Source organism: Nocardia sp. JCM 34519.1, assembly GCF_020361265.1.
Taxonomy (GTDB): Bacteria; Actinomycetota; Actinomycetes; order Mycobacteriales; family Mycobacteriaceae; genus Nocardia; species Nocardia arthritidis_A.
In genome coordinates this window covers 329,194-347,838 of record NZ_JAIRBR010000005.1, presented here as the reverse complement: position 1 = coordinate 347,838, position 18,645 = coordinate 329,194, and the positions used below count along the sequence as shown (strand labels likewise).

Sequence of the window (18,645 nt, the reverse complement as noted above, 5' to 3'; positions counted from 1 at the left end):
GCTTGATTGCCCAAGGTCAGTGACGACCACCTGGCGGCCCGGCGCAGCCAGATCCTCGACGGGGCGCGCAGCTGCTTCGCCGAGTACGGCTACGACGGCGCGACGGTGCGGCGGCTCGAGGAGGCCACCGGGTTGTCCCGCGGCGCGATCTTCCACCACTTCCGGGACAAGGACGCGCTGTTCCTGGCGCTGGCCCAGGAGGACGCGGATCGGATGGCCGATGTCGCGGCCAACCAGGGCCTGGTGCAGGTGATGCGGGATATGCTCGCGGATCCGGCCCAATTCAACTGGCTCGGAACGCGTTTGGAGATCGCGCGGCGGCTGCGCACCGATCCGGAATTCCGGGCCAACTGGGAGCAGCGGTCCGAGGAGGTCACCGCGGCGACGCTGGCCCGCCTGGAGCGCCGCAAGGCCGAGGGCGCGCTGCGCGACGACGTGCCCACCGATGTGCTGCTCGGCTACCTCGATCTGGTGCTCGACGGGTTGATCGCCCGGATCGCCTCCGGGCACACCAACGAAAACCTCTCCGCCGTATTGGATCTCGTGGAAGCCTCGGTCCGGCGCAAACCGTAGGCTCAGCCACAGCAGAGACCGAGGCCGCCGGTTGGTGATGCGGTGTATTCCCGTGCGGCGGTTTCGGTTTCGCGGAGCATCCGCTCGCGGTCCTGGGAGTCCAGATAGTGGCCGCGGGTGATGACGGCGTGGATGGCGCGGGTGTTGCCGATCGCGGTGAGCGGATTCGCGTCCAGGACCACCAGATCGGCCTGTTTACCCGGTTCCACGGTGCCGGACACCTTGTCCAGGCCGAGGCAGCGGGCCGCGTCCCGGGTGGCGGCCTGCAATGCGCGCATCGGCGAGAACCCGGCCCGCACAAGCCATTCCAGTTCCTCATGTAGGGCGATGCCCGGGAAGACATACGGGTTGCTGGTGTCGGTGCCCGCGACGATATCGACACCGGCCTGATACATCGCGCCGAGCAGTTCCAGTCGTGAATCGAAATTGCGTTGGCGTATCGCGATTTCGGCCGGTTCGACGGCTCGCCCGATAGGATTGGCGGTCCACGCCTTCGTGATATCCGTCGGCAGATAGCGCAGATACTCCTGGCCGCCCGCATTGCTCGGGTCGCCGTCCCGTACCCGGCGCAGCACGGTGATGGTCGGGCACTGCCATGCGCCGCGCTCCTTCAGCAGGGCGAACAGTTCCGCCGCCCGCTGCGGGCTGTAGCTGTCGGCGGCCGTGCGCTCCAAGTGGAGGCCGCGCTCGAGCCATTCCTTCCCGAAGTCGGGACCCGAGGCCATGGCCTCGATTTCGGCGTACAGCTCGTCGCGGCGGGCCGAGGTGGTGAGCTGCATTCCGTACATGTGCTCGACGGTGTACTGCCCGAGCCGGACCGCCTCGTCCACCGGAATACGGCTCGGCACATGGCCGCCGAATCGGATCCCGATCCTGCTCGCCTCGTCGGCGATGGCCGTGAAACTCTCCCTGGTGAGCAGCGAATAGACCTTCACGAAGTCGTAGCCGTCGGCACGGGTGCGCCGCACCTCGGCGCGCGCCTCGGCCTCGGTGCCGACCACCGCGGAGTCGGGCCAGATGCCCGGCCTGCCGTCGATGATGTTGCCAGCGGTCACGATTCGCGGGCCGAGCGTCTCGCCGCGTTCGATGCGTTCGCGCAGCGCGAGGGTTTCCGGCGCGCCCCACATTTCCCGAATCCCGGTGACGCCGTGCACGAGATGCATCGGCGGGAAGATCTTGTCGGCCTGCGCACCGTGGGTGTGCATATCCCACAGGCCGGGGATGACGTATTTGCCGGGCAGTTCGAGCACCCGGACCGGTTGCGGCAGTGGCACATCCGGAAAGCGGCCGACCGCGAGGATGCGATCGCCCGCCAGCACCACCGTCGCATCGGGCAGCGGCGCCGCGCCCGTGCCGTCGATGACGGTCACCTTGGTCAGCACCGTGACGGGAGCCGAATCATCCGCTGCCGCAGCGATCGCCCGCGCCCCGAGCCCGCCCGAGATCGCGCCGACCGTACCCGCCGCCAACCATCCGAGGAGTTCGCGCCGGGCCAGTCCGCCGATATCCCCACTGTTCGTCCGTACCACTCCACCGAACGTACCGTCCGGGTCGGCGAATGCCGAGCGATTTCCCGCGTGGGCAACGGGAAATCCATTGCCGGAGCGGGTCTCTCGTCAGTAGTTGGCGTTCAGGTAGTCGGCGGCATGTGTGGTCCACAACACGTTGGTTCCCGGCATGGTGTGCCCGGAGTACAGCACATGCTGTCCGTCCGGCCACGGCGTGAGGTAACCGAGCAGCCCGCGCATCGCGTCGGCGTAGCGGTCCAGATTCGAGATCGGGTCGCGCAGCAGCCATTCGAGCAATTCATGGAAGATCAGCGGCGTCAGGTTGCCGATCCTGGCCCCCTCCAGGAAGGAGAAAGGCGAGATGCCGACGTCGATGAGGCGCAGCGGCGAATCGGCGGGCGATGCGGTGATGATATCGCCGGGGTTGGCGTATTCACGGACGTCCACCGTCGGCGGCCAAATACCGCGCTGTCCGTGCAGGCCGTAAGTGTTCGGCGGGCAAAGGTTTTCGACCGACTGCCCGGCCCGGCGCAGCGGGTTGGCGATATTCACCGCGAAGGCGATCTCCAGCGGCGACCCGTCTGAATTGGTGTAGACCCCGGCGGCGACACCCGCCAATATCCCGCTCACGCAGAGACCGCCGAGCGAATAGCTCAGCAGCCCACAGACATTCGGCGAATCCCGGATCGCATCGACAGCTGCCGCGATCCCGAGCCGCACCGAGGTGTCCAGCGACGGCCCCCACAGATCCGGCGTCGCCCCGATCGAGGCGGGCCAATCCGGCTCGAAACAGTGGAAACTGTCCGGGTCGAGTAGTTTCGCCACATCCTGCAGCATGCCCGTCGGCGTGCCGTTGGGATTGCGCGGCTCCCCGGTCCCGCGCAGCGTAATGATGTCGATCATGTCTTCCCCTCACGCACCGAAGCCTTCGGCGCCCCACGTTGAAGATATGACGGTTATCGCTCGGGAACCCGAGTAGTTAACTACTTCATACCGGCCGGTTCATTGACCGAACCAGCGTTCATTACCATAACGGCAGGATGGCCCGCCGCGAACCCCGGGGTGATCGTTCGCGGCGGGCGACACCTCCTTTCCTCGCGCCACCCGCGCACCGGACCCTCAATTCCGGTGGCGGGCAGTCCATTTCGTCAGCGCTGATTCGGCTTGTGGCCGTGGTTGGCCTTCTTCTTGCGGCCTGCGCGTTTCTTGCTGGCCCGTTTGGACATGGGTATTCCGTTTCTGTTCAGGCGGCGAGTTGGTTGGTCCAGGACGCCAGTCGGGTCCGGGCGCGCGAATTGCCCACCAGCGCAGCGGGTTCGGCTTGTTCCGCGCCGACGTAGTAGCCACCGTTGACGACCGGGGTCGCCGGGTCGCTCAGCGTGGCGAGCAGGGCGGCGGCGGTGTCCAGCGGCGCGGTGGCGTGGCTGCGGACCTGCGGCATGTCGATCTCGAAATCGGCGGGGTGCACGTTCACGACGGTGAGTCCGGCGGGTCCGGTCTCGGCGAGCGAGCGGCCGAACATAGTGAGCGCCAGCTTCGACTGCGCGTAGACCGAGAGCTGGGTGTAGATGCCGCGGTTGCGGTCCAGATCCGTGTAGTCGATATTGCCACCGGTGTGCAGCTTGGACGTCACATTGAGCACGCGGCCGCGGGATGCGGCGATCAGTTCGGCCAAATCCATCGTCAGTCGTTGCGGCGCAAGGTAATTCACCTGGAAGGTCAGCTCGTGACCATCCGCGGTGTGCGATTTGCGCTGCGGCGCCGCGATCGCCGCGGCATTGATCAGCGCGTCCAGGCGCGGCAGCGCGGCCGCCAACTCCCGGCCGAGCTGACCGACCTCGGCGAGGACACGGAAGTCCGCGTCCACCGGGCGGATCCGATCGGCGGGCGCCCCGGCGTGGACCAGGCGCTCGACGGATTCGTCGGCGCGCTCCTTGTCCTGCGCATGCGCGAGCACGGTGGCGCCGTCCGTCGCCAGGCGCAATGCCGTCGCGTAACCGAGCCGTTCGTCGACGCCGGTCACCAGCACGATCCTGGCAGCGGACGAGAATTCGGACATAGCTCTCCTATCGAATGATGGTGTGCGGCAGCAAGAAAAGAAGCGCACACCGACGAGAATCGCGAGTGGACAACGAAAGTCGCGCTGCGCACGACCTTCAGCGGAACCGCCGAACCGCGCCCGATGGACGCGACGGCATCGCCGTCACCGGATCAGGCTCGGCCGAAGCGAATTCGGCGGTGAGCCCGGCGGGCGGCGTGAAGATGACCGAACGACTAGCCGTGACTCGGCGGTTCGTCCTCACTCCCGAAGCCGACCAGCTCCAGGGCGGATGGCGGCACGGCCGCGGCGCGGGCAACACCGGACCGCTCGCGCATGGCGCGGCGGACTCCGAGGGTTGCGGTCATGGCTCGATCAAATCCGATTCGATACACCGACGGCAAGCCATCCGCGACCGGATTGACGAATCCTTAGCGCCACACCGTCATTCGGATTCGAGGCTGTTGAGCAACAGCCGCACGATGCGGTCGAGTTCGCGCCGGTCCTCGGCGGAAAGTACAGCAAGCAAACGGGTTTCGTTCGCGGCGTGCGCGGTGACGGCCCGGTCGATCAGCTCGCGCCCCGCCTCGGTGAGCGCGACCCGGACGGCGCGCCGGTCGGCGCTGTCGGTGATCCGCCGCACCAGGCCCGCGGATTCCAACCGGTCCAGCCGCCCGGTCATACCGGCGCGCGACAGCATGAGGGTGTCGGCGAGTACCGACGGGTTCAGCTCGTACGGCGCGCCTGCTCGCCGCAACGCCGCGAGCACATCGAATTCGCCGCGCTGCAGGCCGTGCGCGGTGAACACGGCCTCGATCTCCCGCAGCGCGATCGCCTGCAATCGCCCGAGCCGACCGGCGATACCCATCGCCTCCAGCTCGAGATCGGGCCGCTCCCGCGCCCACTGCGCCAGGATCGCGTCCACCACATCCTCAGCCATGGACAGGATTCTATTCGATGGTTTATAGTTCGTTAGCGAATTATCAAGTAGCGAACTACTGGAGGACGATATGACCACCGCACGCATCCCCGCCGCGATCCGCCGGGCCGAGGACGCCGAGATCCACACCACCCCGGGAGTGCGGATGCGACTGCTGATCGATGCGGCCGAGGCGGGCGGGGCGGTGAGCACGCTGGAGGTGACGATGGACCGGGGAGCAGACGGCGCGACGCCGCACTACCACACCAAATCCGACGAGCTGTTCTATGTGGCCGACGGCGAACTACAGGTGCTCACCGGCGAGGAAATCGTCACGGTCGGCGCGGGTGGCGCGATCGTGGTGCCCAAATTCATGCCGCACGCCTTCGGCGCCGCACCCGACAGCCCCGCGCGCATCCTCATCGCGCTGATGCCCCCGGTCGAACGGTTCGGGTACTTCCGCCTCCTGGAGCGATTCGTCAACGGCGAGGCCACACTGGCCGACCTCGGGGCACATCAGGAGGAATACGACAACTACTTCGTGGATTCGCCGCGGTGGTGGGCCGAGCGCAATGCCAACCGCCGGTGAATGTGGTCCAGATATCAGCCCTGAACAGGAACAACTCTCGCGCGGGCGAAAGTTGATCCGGATATGACCTATTCCGTCCCAGTCACTGTCCGCGGCTACGAGCTCGACACCCAGGGCCACCTGAATCAGGCGGTATACCTGCAGTACGCCGAGCACGCCCGCTGGGAATGGCTGCGGGCGGCGGGTCTGCCCCAGGACAAACTGCTGGCCACCGGCGTCGGCCCGATAGTCCTGGAGAACAACATCAAGTACCGCAGCGAACTGCGTGGCGGCGACGAGGTCACCATCACCTGCGAATTCGTTTGGGCCAGAGACAAAACCTTCGGTATGCGCCACGAGGTGCGCAAGCTCGACGGCACCATCGCCGCCGAGATCACCGTCACCGGCGGCCTGCTCGACCTCACCGCGCGCAAGCTGGTGCCGAATCCGAGCGAGCGGCTGCGCGCACTCGCCGATCGCCCGGACCTTCTCGGCACCGAGAAGGATTAGCACCCGCGCATTTGCAAAGCCGCCAATCGTCGGCAATAACCGCCCAGCCTTCCCGGCTGGAAGTAGCTGAAAGATTGCGACCTAAAGGTTTCCTGGTCATCGAAAAACTTTCGGCGCTAGGGCATCCCGCGCCCAAATCCGGTTTGCCGAACCCGGTGAAATCTCGTGATCCGAACCGAACGGGCCGACCTGCGCGCTATGATCCACATCACGCTCGGGGGTCCTGGCAAATCGCGAGCAGATCGGAGTCAGATATGACCGACGCCATCCACTTCTCCGGTGCGGCGCTGCCCGAGGGACGGCAGTCGGGGTGGGCGAATACCGACCGCGTACCTCCGCTCCAGGGTCTACTGGTCGCGGAGTCCGACCGCGAGATCACGGTCCGGGTCGCCGAGGGCACCTGGACCTTCCGTCGATCCGATGTGCTCCGGATGCGTGACGGCGCAGCCGAATCCGGCGCGGCGAGCGAGGGCCGCCCGGTCATGATCGATATCAGAGCGGGCGCCACCGCCGATTTCACCAGGCGGCTGCGCATCGACCTGATCGACCGGCCGCTCACCATCGCCGACGAACCGTCCGAGGCGCTGGGAGACGAAGCGCTGCAACAACTCACGCGGTCGTGGGCCGATCGGCTGCGCCTGCCCGACAAGCCCGGCACCGGCGGCGCGACCTTCACCTATTGCCAGACGAGGTCGGCGGCGGGCAGCGACGACGGCATCAACTGCGACAGCCTGGACTGAGTGGGTTCTCCCATGTCGGCACGCCGGACGGGTTCGGTCCTGATCGTGTCCGAGTCGGATGATCTGCACGCCTCCGCGATGGCGGCGACGTTACGAGAACATCACGGGCTCAGCCCGATTCACCTCGACCTGCGCGACTTCCCAAGGGAGTCCGGCAGTTTCCGGCTCGACCGGCTCGGCACCGCCCGATCCCTTTCGCACGTAATCGGACTCGACGATGTCGGCGCCGTGTGGTGGCGCCGCCCGCACCCCTGTGTGGTGCCCGCCGGCGTCCGCGCCGCCGACGACGCCTACCGCCAGGCCGAATGCGACGCGTTCATCCAGGGCCTGGTCTGGTCCATTCCGGCGCTGTGGGTCAACGATCCCGGCGCCGATCGCACCGCGGGCCGCAAGATCGTGCAGTTGGAGACCGCGCGCCGAGCCGGCTTCGCCATCCCGGAGACGCTGATCACCAACGATCCCGACGAGGCCCGCAGTTTCGTCGAATCCCGGCCCGGCCCAGTGGTTTACAAGCGCACCGGAACCAGCCGCGCCGAATTCGCCGAGACCAGGATCATCACCGCGGCCGACTACCCGAGGTTGGCGGGCATCCGATCCGCGCCGACGACCTTCCAGGACTACGTCGAGGCCGACTGCGATCTGCGCGTGGTCTGGGTGGACGGCGTCGAATGGACCGTACGCATCGACTCACAGGCCGGTGTCGGCCGGGTGGACTCCCGGCTGGACACCTCCGTCGAATTCGCACCCGACCAGTTGCCCGCCTCGGTGAGCAAATCGCTTGCCACGTTGATGGGCGCGCTCGGATTGTCCTTCGGCGTCTTGGACATTCGGCTCGGCGCCGACGGCGAGTACTACTTCCTGGAGGTCAACCCGCAGGGGCAGTTCGCCTATCTGGAGATCAAGACCGGGCTGCCGATCTTCCGCAGCCTGGCAGGCCTCCTGGTGCACGGTGACGGGATGGTCACCGGACAGCCGTGAACCCGCGGTAGCGCGACGGGCGCCGGCGCACGATCCGAATGACCGAACCTATTGGCTCTTACGGCGATTCGCCCCACCACGGCTGCGGAGCTGCACATGCGACTCCACCAGCACGTTGTGGATGAAACCGTACGAGCGACCGGTCGCCCGTGCCAGCGAGCGGATGCTCGCCCCCGCCTCGTACTGCTTCTTCAGCTGGGATTGCAAGCGGTCCCGTGACTTACCGGTGACACGCGTCCCCTTACCCAATGTGGCCTTGCCTGATGTGGGCCTGTCGCTCATGGCTATCCTCCGAGTCGCCGAGCAGCGTCTTTCCAGGCTAAGTTCTCCGCACTCCGTGATCAACGGGTCCGTGTGATGAAACTCACGCACGCCGAAGAAGTTCCGGAATTTCGAGGCCCGTGAACCCTAAGTTGCCAGTTGTTGAACGACGCGCGCCGGAACTCAGGCCAACTGGATCAGCTCGAGGTACTCGGCCGACCAATGATCTTCGGTGCCGTCGGGCAGCAGGATGACCCGCTCCGGATTCAGCGCCTCCGCCGCACCCGGGTCGTGGGTCACCAGCACGACGGCACCGGTATAACTGCGCAGCGCGTCGAGTACCTGTTCGCGGGAGATCGGATCGAGGTTGTTGGTCGGCTCGTCGAGCAGCAGCACGTTGGCCGCCGACGACACCAGGCCCGCCAACGCCAGCCTGGTCTTCTCACCGCCGGACAGTGTGCCCGCAGGCTGATCCAGCTGCGGGCCGGAGAACATGAACGCGCCGAGCAGACCGCGCAGATCCTGTTCTCCCGCATCGGGTGCGGCGTGCCGGATGTTCTCCCACACCGACGCCGCATCGTCGAGGGTGTCGTGCTCCTGCGCGAAGTAGCCGATCTTCAGGCCGTGCCCGGGCACCAGACCGCCCGCCGTCGGCTGCTCGACACCCGCGAGCAGGCGCAGCAGCGTGGTCTTGCCCGCGCCGTTGAGGCCGAGCACCACGACACGGCTGCCGCGGTCGATGGCCAGGTCCACACCGGTGAAGATCTCCAGCGAGCCGTAGACCTTGGTCAGGTTCTCGGCCATCAGCGGCGTCTTGCCGCAGGCCGCGGGCTCCGGGAACTTGATCCTGGCCACCTTGTCGGCGACGCGCACATCGTCGAGCTCGTTGAGCAGTCGTTCGGCCCGCTTGACCATATTCTGTGCCGCAACGGCTTTCGTCGCCTTGGCGCCGAGCTTCGCGGCCTGGGCCTTCAGCGCCGACGCCTTCTTCTCGGCATTGGCGCGTTCACGGCGGCGGCGCTGTTCGTCGGTGGCGCGGGCGTCGAGGTATTTCTTCCAGCCCATGTTGTAGACGTCGGCCTCGCCGCGCACCGCGTCCAGGAACCACACCTTGTTCACCACCGCGTCGAGCAGTTCGACGTCGTGGCTGATGACGATCAGACCGCCGTCGTGGCTCTGCAGGAAGCCGCGCAGCCAGGTGATGGAGTCGGCGTCCAGGTGGTTGGTCGGCTCGTCGAGCAGCAGGATGCGGTCGGAGCGGCCGCCGCTGCCGTCGGAGGCGGAGAACAGGATGCGCGCCAACTCGATTCGGCGCCGCTGACCACCGGAGAGTGTGCGCAGCGCCTGCCCGAGCACCCGATCCGGTAGGCCGAGGCTGTGGCAGATCCGGGCGGCCTCGCTCTCGGCGACGTAGCCGCCGAGGGCCGAGAAGCGTTCCTCGAGGCGGCCGTACTTGCGGACCGCCTTCTCCCGCTCGTTCTCGTCGGCCACCTCGGCCATCAGCGCCTGCTGCTTTTCCATATCCCGGATCAGCGTGTCGAGGCCGCGCGCCGAGAGCACCCGGTCGCGGGCGAGCACGTCGAGGTTGCCCTCGCGCGGATCCTGTGGGAGATAACCGATTTCGCTCGACCGCAGGATGGTGCCCGCATACGGTTCGCCCTCACCCGCGAGTATCCGCAGCGTGGTGGTCTTACCGGCGCCGTTGCGCCCGACCAGCCCGATCCGGTCGCCTGCCTGCACCCGCAGCGCAGGCCCCGGGGCCGACAGCAGAGTGCGGACTCCGGCCCGGACCTCCAGGTCGGTCGCGGTGATCACAGATGACTCCTCACTCCGGATGCGGTGCTGATCGGTTGCTGATCGATTGTGCGTCTCGCTACGCACAAGAACTACCGATTTTACCCGTCCGCCGGTATCCCCCCGAACGCCGCGAGGTGTGACCGCGGTAACCCGAATCCGAACGGGCGACGCCGAAATCGATCGCGCGGTCCGCGAACGCGGGTTGACCGAGACGCGTCCCCGAGACTGAAGTAGCGTGCCTGCACATGAGTACCGATCTGTTGGGCAAGGGTGCGCTGGTCTCCGGGGCCAGCCGGGGCATCGGCATGGCGATCGCGGCCGAACTGCTGCGCCGCGGGGCGAATGTGCTGATCACCGCGCGCAAGCCGGAACCGCTCGAACAGGCCGCCGCGGAACTGCGGGCGCTCGGCCATCAGGGTGCGGTCGTCGCGCTGGCGGGCAATTCCGGTGACGCGGACAGCAGGGCCGCGGCAGTCGGAAGGGCGGTATCCGAATTCGGTTCCCTCGACATCCTGATCAACAACACCGGCATCAACCCGGTGTACGGGCCGCTCATGGAGGCCGACCTGAGCGCGGTCCGCAAGATCTTCGACGTGAATGTCGTTGCGGCGCTTGGTTATATCCAAGAGGCGTACAAGGCGTGGATGCGGGACAACGGCGGCGCGATCGTGAACGTCGCCAGCGTCACCGGCCTGCGCTCCACCGGGGTGATCGGGGCATACGGCTCATCCAAGGCGGCGCTCATCCGGCTCACCGAGGAGCTGGCCTGGGAACTCGGGCCGGGCATCCGGGTGAACGCGGTGGCGCCGGGCCTGGTCAAGACCAAATTCGCGGGCGCGCTGTACTCGGCCGACGAGGAGCGAGTGGTGAGCAATTACCCGATGGGACGGCTCGGCACCCCCGAGGACGTCGCCGGACTGGTCGGCTTCCTGGTCTCCGATGCGGCGGCGTGGCTCACCGGCGAGACGATCCGGGTGGACGGCGGACTGCTCGCGACCGGCGGAATCTAACGCCAGATCAGCGCGGCCAGCGTGTCGGCGTTGCGGTAGTGCAGGTACTTCTGCACCAGCGACGGGTCGACGGCGCCGGTCGCGGTGGCGAAGGTGACGACGACGAACTCCTTGCGGCTGCCGTCCTTCCACTTGCCCGTGGTGAAGTGCTCGATATAGGTGCCCTTGCGCAGGCTGAGATCCTTGTCGGAGTACTTGCCGACCGCGGCGGCGGCCTTGGCCTCATCACCCATGCCGAGAATGAACTGGGTGAGCATCAACCCGCCGTTCTCCGCCTTGTACACCAGCTCGGCGGCGTACTGGCAGCCCAGCGCGGTGAGTTTGCCCTGTTTCTCGATCGGGTGGCAGTCGGCGTAGTCGCGGCCGTCCACCCAATCGGCGTGCAGGGTGACGTCGTCGTATTTGAAATCCCAGTCCTTGTTGCCGTATTCGGTGTAGCTGAGATGTCCGGCGGACGGTTTGCCCGGTGCGGCGGTGATGGCGGGCGGCTTGGCGATGGTCGGCGCGACGGCCGTGGTGGTGTCGGCCGCCGAGGTGTCGCTGTTCCGGTCGGACAGGGCGAAGAAGCCGATCGCGACACCGAGCGCCGCCACTACCAGCACTGCGACAGCGACGAGTACACCGGTGTAGGACTTGCGCGGCGGGACGGGGTATATGGGCGCGGGCTGGTACGCCGAATTTCCCTCGGACTGTGGTTGATTCGATGGTTGCTGCCAGGCCAACTGCGTCGGCTGCGCCCAGGACTGTGGATTCGGCTGCTCCGGAGCCGGAGGCTGTTGCGAGGTCGACGGAGTCGGCTGGCCTTGCGACGGGGACTGCTGCCAGGTCGACGGAGTCAGCTGCCCCTGCGCCGGAGACTGCCAGCCCTGCGGAGTGGGCTGCCCTTGTGCCGGAGACTGCTGCCAGGTCGACGGGGTCGGCTGGCCTTGCGACGAAGGCTGCTGCCAGCTCTGCGGAGTCGACTGCCCGTGCGCCGAAGGCTGCCAGCCCTGCGGAGTCGACCGCCCTTGTGTCGAAGACTGCTGCCAGGTCGACGGAGTCGGCTGGCCTTGTGCCGGAGACTGCTGCCAGCCCTGCGCAGTCGGCTGCCCCTGCGCCGGAGACTGCCCGCCCTGCGGATTCGACGCATCGGACGGCTGCGCCGCGTGCGCAGGCTGATCCCACCAGTTCAGGACCTCGTCCTGCGGCGGCTGCGGTTCGTTGCCGTGCGTCACTCGTCTACCACCTTTCGCGCCCGACGGCGGGGCGCACTCCCCACTGGCGCGCCGTCGGGCTACCACGGTACCGGGCGGCCGGTACCTGCGCGGACCGCGCTCAGTAGGCTCCCGGATTCGAACGAAGGGAACGATGCGATGCGCGCCGACATCGTGGTCTGCGGCCTCGGCCCGGCCGGCCGGGCGCTGGCACACCGCTGCCTGACCCGAGGTCTGTCGGTGCTCGCGATCGACCCGCATCCGGATCGCGCCTGGACCGCCACCTACGCCGGATGGCAGGACGAACTGCCGGACTGGCTGGCACCCGAGGCGATCGCGGCGACGGTCCAGCAGCCGATCGCCTGGGCGCTGCGCGAACACCGCTTGCACCGGCCCTATGTCGTCCTGGACACCGTCCGGCTGCGCGAATCGCTGCCGCTCGATGGGGCCCGCGTGCTCGCCGACCGCGCGGTCGAATTGGGTCCGCGCACCGCGACGCTCGCCTCCGGTCGCACCGTCACCGCGGCCCGGGTCATCGACACCCGCGGCATCGCCCGCTCCCCCGCGCTGGCCGAGCAGACCGCGTACGGCGTGATCGTCGACGCCGAACGCGCCGCCGGTATCGCACCGCTGTTCATGGATTGGCGCCCGGACAACGGCGCGGAATCCGGTGCGCCGCCGTCCTTTCTGTACGCCGTGCCGCTCGGCGGCGGATCGATGCTGCTGGAGGAGACGTGTCTGGCCGGGCGGCCCGCCATCGACACCGGCGTGCTGCGCGAACGGCTGCACCATCGATTGCGTTGCCGCGCAATCGCGCTCACCGATACCGAACCCGTCGAACGGGTGCGCTTTCCGCTGGAGGGCGGCGGGCCGGGACGGCGGAGATTCGGCGCCGCGGGCGGATTCACCCATCCCGCAACGGGTTACAGCGTCGCCGCCGCGCTGGCCGCCGCCGATGCGGTCGCGGCGGGCGGCACGCCGGCACCGGTTTCCGCGCGCGCGGTGCACGCCTTGCGCAATGCCGGGCTGCGCGCGCTGCTCGCGCTGCCGCCCGCCGAAATCCCGGATTTCTTCGAGGCCTTTTTCACGCTGCCGGATTCACTGCAACGCGCCTATCTTTCCGGCCGCACCGATCCGCGCGGCACGGTCGCGGCAATGAATGCGCTCTTCGCCGCCGTACCCGCGCGCCTGCGGCGCCGGATCGCCGTGGCGACAATTTTCCGATGAACCGCGACACTCGGACGTCCGTTCGCTCGCGCATTCGAATGGGTTCGGCCATGATTGAGGAATGGCACGAGCTATTTGGAAGGGCTCGATTGCATTCGGGCTGGTAAACGTCCCGGTCAAGGTGTACACGGCGACCGAGGACCACGACATCCGGTTCCACCAGGTGCATGCCAAGGACGGCGGGCGGATCAAATACGACCGGGTGTGCACGGTCTGCGGAAAGTCGGTGCAGTTCGCCGATATCGATAAGGCGTACGAGTCACCGGAGGGCGACAAGGTCATCCTCTCCGACGAGGATTTCGCCAAACTGCCCGCCGCCGAGAAACATGAGATTCCGGTGCTGCAGTTCGTGCCGTCGGACCAGATCGATCCGATCCTGTACGACAAGAGCTACTATCTGGAACCCGATTCGTCGACGCCGAAAGCCTATGTGCTGCTGGCGAAAACGCTGGAGCGCATCGATCGCACCGCGCTCGTGCATTTCACGCTGCGGCAGAAGACCCGGCTGGCCGCGCTGCGGGTGCGCGACGGCATGCTGGTGTTGCAGACGCTGCTGTGGCCCGACGAGGTGCGCGCTGTCGAATTCGAATCCCTGGACGATGTGGCCGAGCCGCGCCCCCAGGAGATCAAGATGGCGGAGACCCTGGTGGACACCATGTCGGATGATTTCGATCCGGGCATATTCACCGACGAATACCAGATCGAGCTCAAACGTCTGCTCGACGAGGCGATCGCGAGCGGTACCGGCAAGGTGACCAGGCAGGAGGAGGCGGCGCCCGCGGAGATGGACGCCGAGGTGGTCGATCTGGTCGCGGCGCTGCAGCGCAGCCTGGAGGCCAGCGGGCGCCGGGCGGCCGCCGACGGCGGCGCGGCGGAACCGAAGAAGAAGCCTGCCAAAAAGGCCGCGGCGAAAAAGGCCACGGCTGGCAAGTCCGCCGCGAAACCCGCGAAAAAGGCCGCCAAGAAGTCCGCGGCCCGCAAGGGGGCGTGACCGGAAGCACCCGGTTTACCCTGGCAAACTGGTCTGCCATGGACTCCGACATAGTTATCGTGCCGATGGGCCTGGGCCACCTGCGACAGGTCCTGGATCTGGGGCACGAGGTCTTCGATATCAATGCCAAGCCGTACACCTCGTGGTCGCTGACCTCGGTGGCCGAGCACCTGGACAGCCCCGACAACGCGTGCTGGGTCGCGCTGGATTCGGATCGGGTGGTCGGTTTCGTCTTGGGATCGATGGAGTTCGAACTACGCGACGACTGGGCCTACCTGGAGTGGATCGCCGTCGCACCCGATATGCAGGGGCACGGCATCGCCCGCAGGCTGGTCGACGTCTGCTCCGAGGCGCTGTTCGCGCGCGGCGCGCGGCGCATCGTCACCGATGTGGAGTCGCACAATCGCGCGTCGGCGGCGCTGATGGAACGCAGCGGGTTCACCGCCGCGGCGACGGTGACGCTGTATGTCCGGCCGAATCCCGATGATCCGGAACCGGAGTCGGCGGAGAGCCTGCCCGCGGTGCCGATCGGCACCAAGCGCGACCTGATCCGGCGCGGCCGGTTGGCGGGCGAGAAGCGCGGGGCGCGTTCGTAGTTCGCGAACCGTGGTGGGAGTTGGGTCCGCTCAGTCCGCTGCTTGCGCGCGGACCCGCCCCTCTTCGAAGAATGCGAGCAGGTCGGCCACCGTACCGAGTTCGTCGCGCGGCCGCAGCGCACCGAATGACGCGTTCCAGAACGCGCCGGTGCGCGGAGTCCACGGCCCGACGTACGCATACGGTCTGGGATGCGCCGAATCTCCCGGTGACACACCGTAATTCACTTCGTCGGCGGTGACGGCCAGGTCGAAGTGCTCCGGCCACAGTATCGGCGTGGCCTCGGGCAGCAACTGCCGCAGGGCCGCATCGCCGATCCGGAACCAATCCTCCAGCACCGCAACCGATTCCGCATCCACTCGGATCTCGGCATCCGGATCCGCTTTGGTGGCGTCCTGATACACCCCCTCCGGCGGACCGGCCTGCACCCCAGCCAGCGCCGCCAGCTCCCGATAGCTACCACTCAGCGGCGCCCGCCCACCGTCCCAAACCAGCTCGGCTCCCCGCACCGAAACCGGCAACATGACGCCCCCGAATCCACCCTCGACCACCCCGAGCCGAATGGTCCCGAACTCCCGATGCTGTGGCCCCGCGATCACCAACTCCGCCACAGCATGCAGCGTTTCCCTGGTCTCCCCATACAGTGCGTCGTCCACACCGAGATCATCCCCGGTGTGGACGACGCTTGCACCTAATTCACCGACGGATCGGGTTCACCGTCTTCGGGAATCGTGATGTCGAAGCGCTTCAGGATGGCTTGGACACCGCGGTTCACGCCGGTCATCTCGCCTCGCAGGGACTCGATTCGTCCGTCGACCTGGTTGAATCGTCGATCGACCTCGTCGAACCGTTCGTCGACCTCACCGAACCTCCGATCGACGTCAACTCGCAGCTTGGTCATGCCGGCCTGGAGCCGTTTCAGTTTCTTTCTGAATTTGAGGATATCGGCCTCGTAAACGCGGCGGTCCTCCTTCCAAGTTTTGTGCTTATCCTCCAAAGTCTTCACACGCTCATCCAGCTGCGTCAAAGTCACCGTCATAAGGCCGCCTTTCGCATGCTTGTACGTCAACAGTTTCTTGGCCAGCCCGGACCATGGGAGAAGCCCCCGTACATACATTTAAGAAAATCAGACGCGAGCCTCAAAGAGACACTGCGCCGACAAGGTTATCGAATCGCGAAAAACCGGGCGTGATCGGAGCATAACAGCTCCTGCGGGGTCGCGCACTCGAAATTACCAGACACCTCGATCAGGCTGGCACACAAGGGATCTCGGGCACCGAACATCACTCATCGTCGGCGGCGATCACGATGCCGAAGTGCTCGACCATCGCCTGCAACCCCCGCTCGAGGCGGGTCATGCCCTGCTTGATGTCCCAGGCGTCACGGTTCGCATCGTCTTGAGCTATCTGCAGTCCTGTGATCGTGGATCGGTACTCACCAACTCTGCGCTGCAGATCCCTGACCCGCTTACGGATGTCACTGATATCGTTGCGCTGCTCCTGCGAGAGCTCAGAGTCGCCGCTCGCCGCATCGGTTGCCTTAGCGATACGAACTGCGGTTTCGACTGCGAGTAAACGCGATTCGAGTTGTTCGAGCGTTACTGCCACGACTACCCCCTTGCTAGTTGCGATTACGAACAACACTTTAAGCACAACAACGGCCCGCACATTTACCGAAACGTGATCTATGCGGCGACCCGGATCGCAAGTTCCAAAAGCTGAGCCACGCGGGTTCCATTCGGACACAGACGATGTCGGACCCATCCGTTAGCATCGGCGCGTGCTGGTGCTGAGTGGACGTGATGTCGAAGAGCTGCTCGATTTGGATCGACTGATCGATGCGGTCGCGGCGGCGATGGTGGATTTGAGTGCGGGGCGGGTGTCGATGCCGGACCGGATCGGGGCGTTCGTGGACGCGCCGCGGACCGGGATTTTGGATATGCCGGTGTATGTGCCGTCGACGGGATCGCTTGCGAGCAAACTCGTTTCGATATTTCCCGGGAATTCCGGGACGGAACTGCCGGTGCGGCAGGCGGTGATCGTGGCCTTCGATCCGGCCAACGGCGCGCCCGCGGCGCTGATGGATGCCACGTACCTCACCGCGGCGCGGACGGCGGCCGGTTCGGCGCTCTCGGCGAAACTGCTCGCCCGCGCGGACGCCGCGACGCTCGCGGTGCTCGGCACCGGGGCGCAGGCGCGGGAGCACATCAGGGCCGTCGCGCGGGTGCGGCCGATCGAGACGATCCGCATCGCCGGGCGCAATCTGGCCGCGGCGCAGGCGCTGGCCCGCGAACTGGCCGATGAGGTCGGTGCGCGGATCACCGCGACCGACTCCTGGCAGGATGCGCTGCGCGACGCCGATATCGCCTGCGGCACAACCTATGCCGACGAGCCGGTGCTGCGCCGGGCCTGGATCACGCCCGGCGCACACCTCACCTCGATCGGCTACAACCCACGCGGGCGCGAAATCGATGACGAAACCATCGCCGAGGCCGCCCTCTTCGTCGAGGACCGGCATGCCGCGCTCACCGCGACCCCACCCAATCTCGATATCGCCGAACCGATTTCGCGCGGCGTCATCACCGCCGACGATATCGCGGGCACGCTGGGCGAACTCGTCACGGGCAGCGTCGATGGCCGCACCGGCGACGAGCAGATCACGCTCTACAAATCGGTGGGTGTCGCCGTGCAGGACGCGGCGGCGGCAACACTGGTATTGGCCGCGGCCCGTGAACAGGGCCGCGGCCAACAGGTGGATCTCTGAAGTTATTGCGCCGCAGCACAGTTCGAATTACTTGCGGAACTTCCCCTCCAGCTCCTTCAACGTCGCCTGCAGATCATCGGGCGAATTCGTCTTGAAGTTGCCGTCGAAACCCTTCTCCGCCCGGATCGCCGCCTCGACCTCCGGATCGTGGTACAGCTGAACGAGTTTCAGATATTTCGGGTTGTCCTTGTCGGCGGCGCGGGCGGCGAACACATTGATGTACTGCTTCAGGTCCGGCCGCTCCGGATCGTCGGTGTAGATGGTCTGGTCCTTACCCAAACCCGCTGGGCGCGCGAAGGTGTCGTCGACGAACGCGGCATCCGCGCTGTCCAGCGACGGCGCCGTCAGGGTCGGATCGATCGGAGTCAGCTTCACCTTCGACGCGGCGGTATCGACGTCCTCGATTTTGGAATCCCAAGTGGCGCCGCCCTTCAGCACGATCAGCCCGGCGGCGGCCAGGCTCAGCAGCGGCCGCACCTGGTTGGCCGGATTGTTGCTCAGGGTGATCTGGCCGCCCTTCGGGATATCGGCGACCGATTTGTGCTTCTTCGAGTACAGCGTCAGCGGGAAGATCTCGGTGGCCCCGATCGGCACCAACGTGTCGTTATTGCGCACGTTGTAATTGGCCAGGTAGCGCACGTGCTGGAATTTGTTGAGATCGATCTGCCCTTGGGACAGCGCGGGATTCGGCTGGTTGTAGTCGCTGAAGTTGGTGAAGGCGACGGTGATGCCCTGTTCGGCGGCCTTCTTCTTGAATACCTCCCAGTGCGGCAGTGCGAGATCGTTCACACCGATGCGCACCGTGTCGCCGGAGTGTTCCTTACCACAGGCCACACCACCGGCGGTGAGGGCGAGCAGAAGGGGAATCGCCAGCATACGGCGCAGAATTCGCATTGGAGGCAAACTAGACGATCGTACAACTTTTGACCAGGGTTTCGCTCAGCACAATCGGAAGTGTTGCCACCCGGATGCTCC

The 18,645-nt window shown here is 66.5% G+C and carries 22 protein-coding genes; 10 read left to right on the top strand and 12 right to left on the bottom strand.

All coding sequences use genetic code 11. The features are described from left to right. Positions 1–6: 6 nt before the first annotated feature. A complete protein-coding gene (locus LGY53_RS16260; protein WP_167475874.1) occupies positions 7–573 on the top strand; it encodes a TetR/AcrR family transcriptional regulator in 567 nt (188 codons plus the stop codon). A gap of 2 nt (positions 574–575) precedes the next feature. On the opposite strand, the gene LGY53_RS16255 is transcribed toward LGY53_RS16260, so the two are convergent. The 5 genes from LGY53_RS16255 to LGY53_RS16240 form a co-directional block, all read right to left on the bottom strand. Next, entirely contained in the window at positions 576–2,102 is a 1,527-nt protein-coding gene (locus LGY53_RS16255) for an amidohydrolase family protein (RefSeq protein WP_225727504.1), read from the bottom strand. An 87-nt stretch (positions 2,103–2,189) separates the two neighbouring features. After that, on the bottom strand, positions 2,190–2,984 hold the full coding sequence (locus LGY53_RS16250; RefSeq protein ID WP_225727503.1) for a hypothetical protein: 795 nt from the start codon (positions 2,982–2,984) through the stop codon (positions 2,190–2,192). 340 nt (positions 2,985–3,324) lie between these two features. Next, positions 3,325–4,140, bottom strand: coding sequence for an SDR family NAD(P)-dependent oxidoreductase (locus tag LGY53_RS16245; protein ID WP_225727502.1), 816 nt, complete (start codon positions 4,138–4,140; stop codon positions 3,325–3,327). A gap of 215 nt (positions 4,141–4,355) precedes the next feature. Continuing rightward, positions 4,356–4,487: a hypothetical protein gene (locus LGY53_RS43625; protein ID WP_255663414.1), complete on the bottom strand. Its 132-nt coding sequence runs from the start codon at positions 4,485–4,487 to the stop codon at positions 4,356–4,358. A gap of 77 nt (positions 4,488–4,564) precedes the next feature. Continuing rightward, the gene (locus tag LGY53_RS16240) at positions 4,565–5,059 is read right to left on the bottom strand and encodes a MarR family winged helix-turn-helix transcriptional regulator (protein ID WP_225727501.1); all 495 of its coding nucleotides are present in this window, start codon (positions 5,057–5,059) and stop codon (positions 4,565–4,567) included. A 70-nt stretch (positions 5,060–5,129) separates the two neighbouring features. Here LGY53_RS16240 and LGY53_RS16235 point away from each other — a divergent pair, with 70 nt between their 5' ends. From LGY53_RS16235 to LGY53_RS16220, 4 genes are all read left to right on the top strand, one after another. After that, positions 5,130–5,627 carry a cupin domain-containing protein gene (locus LGY53_RS16235; protein ID WP_167475878.1) on the top strand — a complete coding sequence of 166 codons (498 nt, stop codon included), beginning with the start codon at positions 5,130–5,132 and terminating at the stop codon, positions 5,625–5,627. Between the two features lie 63 nt (positions 5,628–5,690). Beyond that, complete coding sequence (locus LGY53_RS16230) at positions 5,691–6,116, top strand: thioesterase family protein (RefSeq protein WP_225727500.1); 426 nt, start codon at positions 5,691–5,693, stop codon at positions 6,114–6,116. Between the two features lie 254 nt (positions 6,117–6,370). Further along, on the top strand, positions 6,371–6,856 hold the full coding sequence (locus tag LGY53_RS16225) for a hypothetical protein (RefSeq protein ID WP_225727499.1): 486 nt from the start codon (positions 6,371–6,373) through the stop codon (positions 6,854–6,856). A gap of 45 nt (positions 6,857–6,901) precedes the next feature. Further along, the gene (locus LGY53_RS16220; protein ID WP_225727498.1) at positions 6,902–7,834 is read left to right on the top strand and encodes a hypothetical protein; all 933 of its coding nucleotides are present in this window, start codon (positions 6,902–6,904) and stop codon (positions 7,832–7,834) included. Between the two features lie 48 nt (positions 7,835–7,882). Here LGY53_RS16220 and LGY53_RS16215 read toward each other — a convergent pair whose 3' ends face one another. Continuing rightward, entirely contained in the window at positions 7,883–8,116 is a 234-nt protein-coding gene (locus tag LGY53_RS16215) for a helix-turn-helix domain-containing protein (protein WP_120045075.1), read from the bottom strand. Between the two features lie 162 nt (positions 8,117–8,278). Beyond that, positions 8,279–9,910: an ABC-F family ATP-binding cassette domain-containing protein gene (locus LGY53_RS16210; RefSeq protein WP_225727497.1), complete on the bottom strand. Its 1,632-nt coding sequence runs from the start codon at positions 9,908–9,910 to the stop codon at positions 8,279–8,281. A 227-nt stretch (positions 9,911–10,137) separates the two neighbouring features. Here LGY53_RS16210 and LGY53_RS16205 point away from each other — a divergent pair, with 227 nt between their 5' ends. Further along, positions 10,138–10,902 (top strand): SDR family oxidoreductase, encoded by a 765-nt coding sequence (locus LGY53_RS16205; protein ID WP_225727496.1) that lies wholly within the window; start codon positions 10,138–10,140, stop codon positions 10,900–10,902. Here the strand turns inward: LGY53_RS16205 and LGY53_RS16200 are convergent. Further along, positions 10,899–12,116 (bottom strand): hypothetical protein, encoded by a 1,218-nt coding sequence (locus tag LGY53_RS16200; protein ID WP_225727495.1) that lies wholly within the window; start codon positions 12,114–12,116, stop codon positions 10,899–10,901. The two genes, LGY53_RS16205 and LGY53_RS16200, sit on opposite strands and share 4 nt — an antisense overlap. A 138-nt stretch (positions 12,117–12,254) precedes the next feature. On the opposite strand from LGY53_RS16200, the gene LGY53_RS16195 reads away from it, so the two are divergent. From LGY53_RS16195 to LGY53_RS16185, 3 genes are all read left to right on the top strand, one after another. Further along, positions 12,255–13,322 (top strand): lycopene cyclase family protein, encoded by a 1,068-nt coding sequence (locus LGY53_RS16195; protein WP_225727494.1) that lies wholly within the window; start codon positions 12,255–12,257, stop codon positions 13,320–13,322. A gap of 61 nt (positions 13,323–13,383) precedes the next feature. Further along, complete coding sequence (locus tag LGY53_RS16190) at positions 13,384–14,313, top strand: Ku protein (protein ID WP_225727493.1); 930 nt, start codon at positions 13,384–13,386, stop codon at positions 14,311–14,313. Between the two features lie 38 nt (positions 14,314–14,351). Further along, positions 14,352–14,909, top strand: coding sequence for a GNAT family N-acetyltransferase (locus tag LGY53_RS16185; RefSeq protein WP_225727492.1), 558 nt, complete (start codon positions 14,352–14,354; stop codon positions 14,907–14,909). 30 nt (positions 14,910–14,939) lie between these two features. Here the strand turns inward: LGY53_RS16185 and LGY53_RS16180 are convergent, their stop codons facing one another. The 3 genes from LGY53_RS16180 to LGY53_RS16170 all read right to left on the bottom strand — a co-directional run bounded on the left by LGY53_RS16180 (position 14,940) and on the right by LGY53_RS16170 (position 16,514). Then, entirely contained in the window at positions 14,940–15,563 is a 624-nt protein-coding gene (locus LGY53_RS16180; RefSeq protein WP_225727491.1) for a hypothetical protein, read from the bottom strand. Between the two features lie 35 nt (positions 15,564–15,598). Next, entirely contained in the window at positions 15,599–15,946 is a 348-nt protein-coding gene (locus tag LGY53_RS16175; RefSeq protein WP_225727490.1) for a hypothetical protein, read from the bottom strand. 244 nt (positions 15,947–16,190) lie between these two features. Then, positions 16,191–16,514, bottom strand: coding sequence for a hypothetical protein (locus tag LGY53_RS16170; RefSeq protein ID WP_225727489.1), 324 nt, complete (start codon positions 16,512–16,514; stop codon positions 16,191–16,193). 172 nt (positions 16,515–16,686) lie between these two features. Here LGY53_RS16170 and LGY53_RS16165 point away from each other — a divergent pair, with 172 nt between their 5' ends. Further along, positions 16,687–17,670, top strand: coding sequence for an ornithine cyclodeaminase family protein (locus LGY53_RS16165; protein WP_225727488.1), 984 nt, complete (start codon positions 16,687–16,689; stop codon positions 17,668–17,670). A 27-nt stretch (positions 17,671–17,697) separates the two neighbouring features. On the opposite strand, the gene LGY53_RS16160 is transcribed toward LGY53_RS16165, so the two are convergent. Then, positions 17,698–18,564 carry a MetQ/NlpA family ABC transporter substrate-binding protein gene (locus LGY53_RS16160; protein ID WP_225727487.1) on the bottom strand — a complete coding sequence of 289 codons (867 nt, stop codon included), beginning with the start codon at positions 18,562–18,564 and terminating at the stop codon, positions 17,698–17,700. Positions 18,565–18,645: the final 81 nt, after the last annotated feature.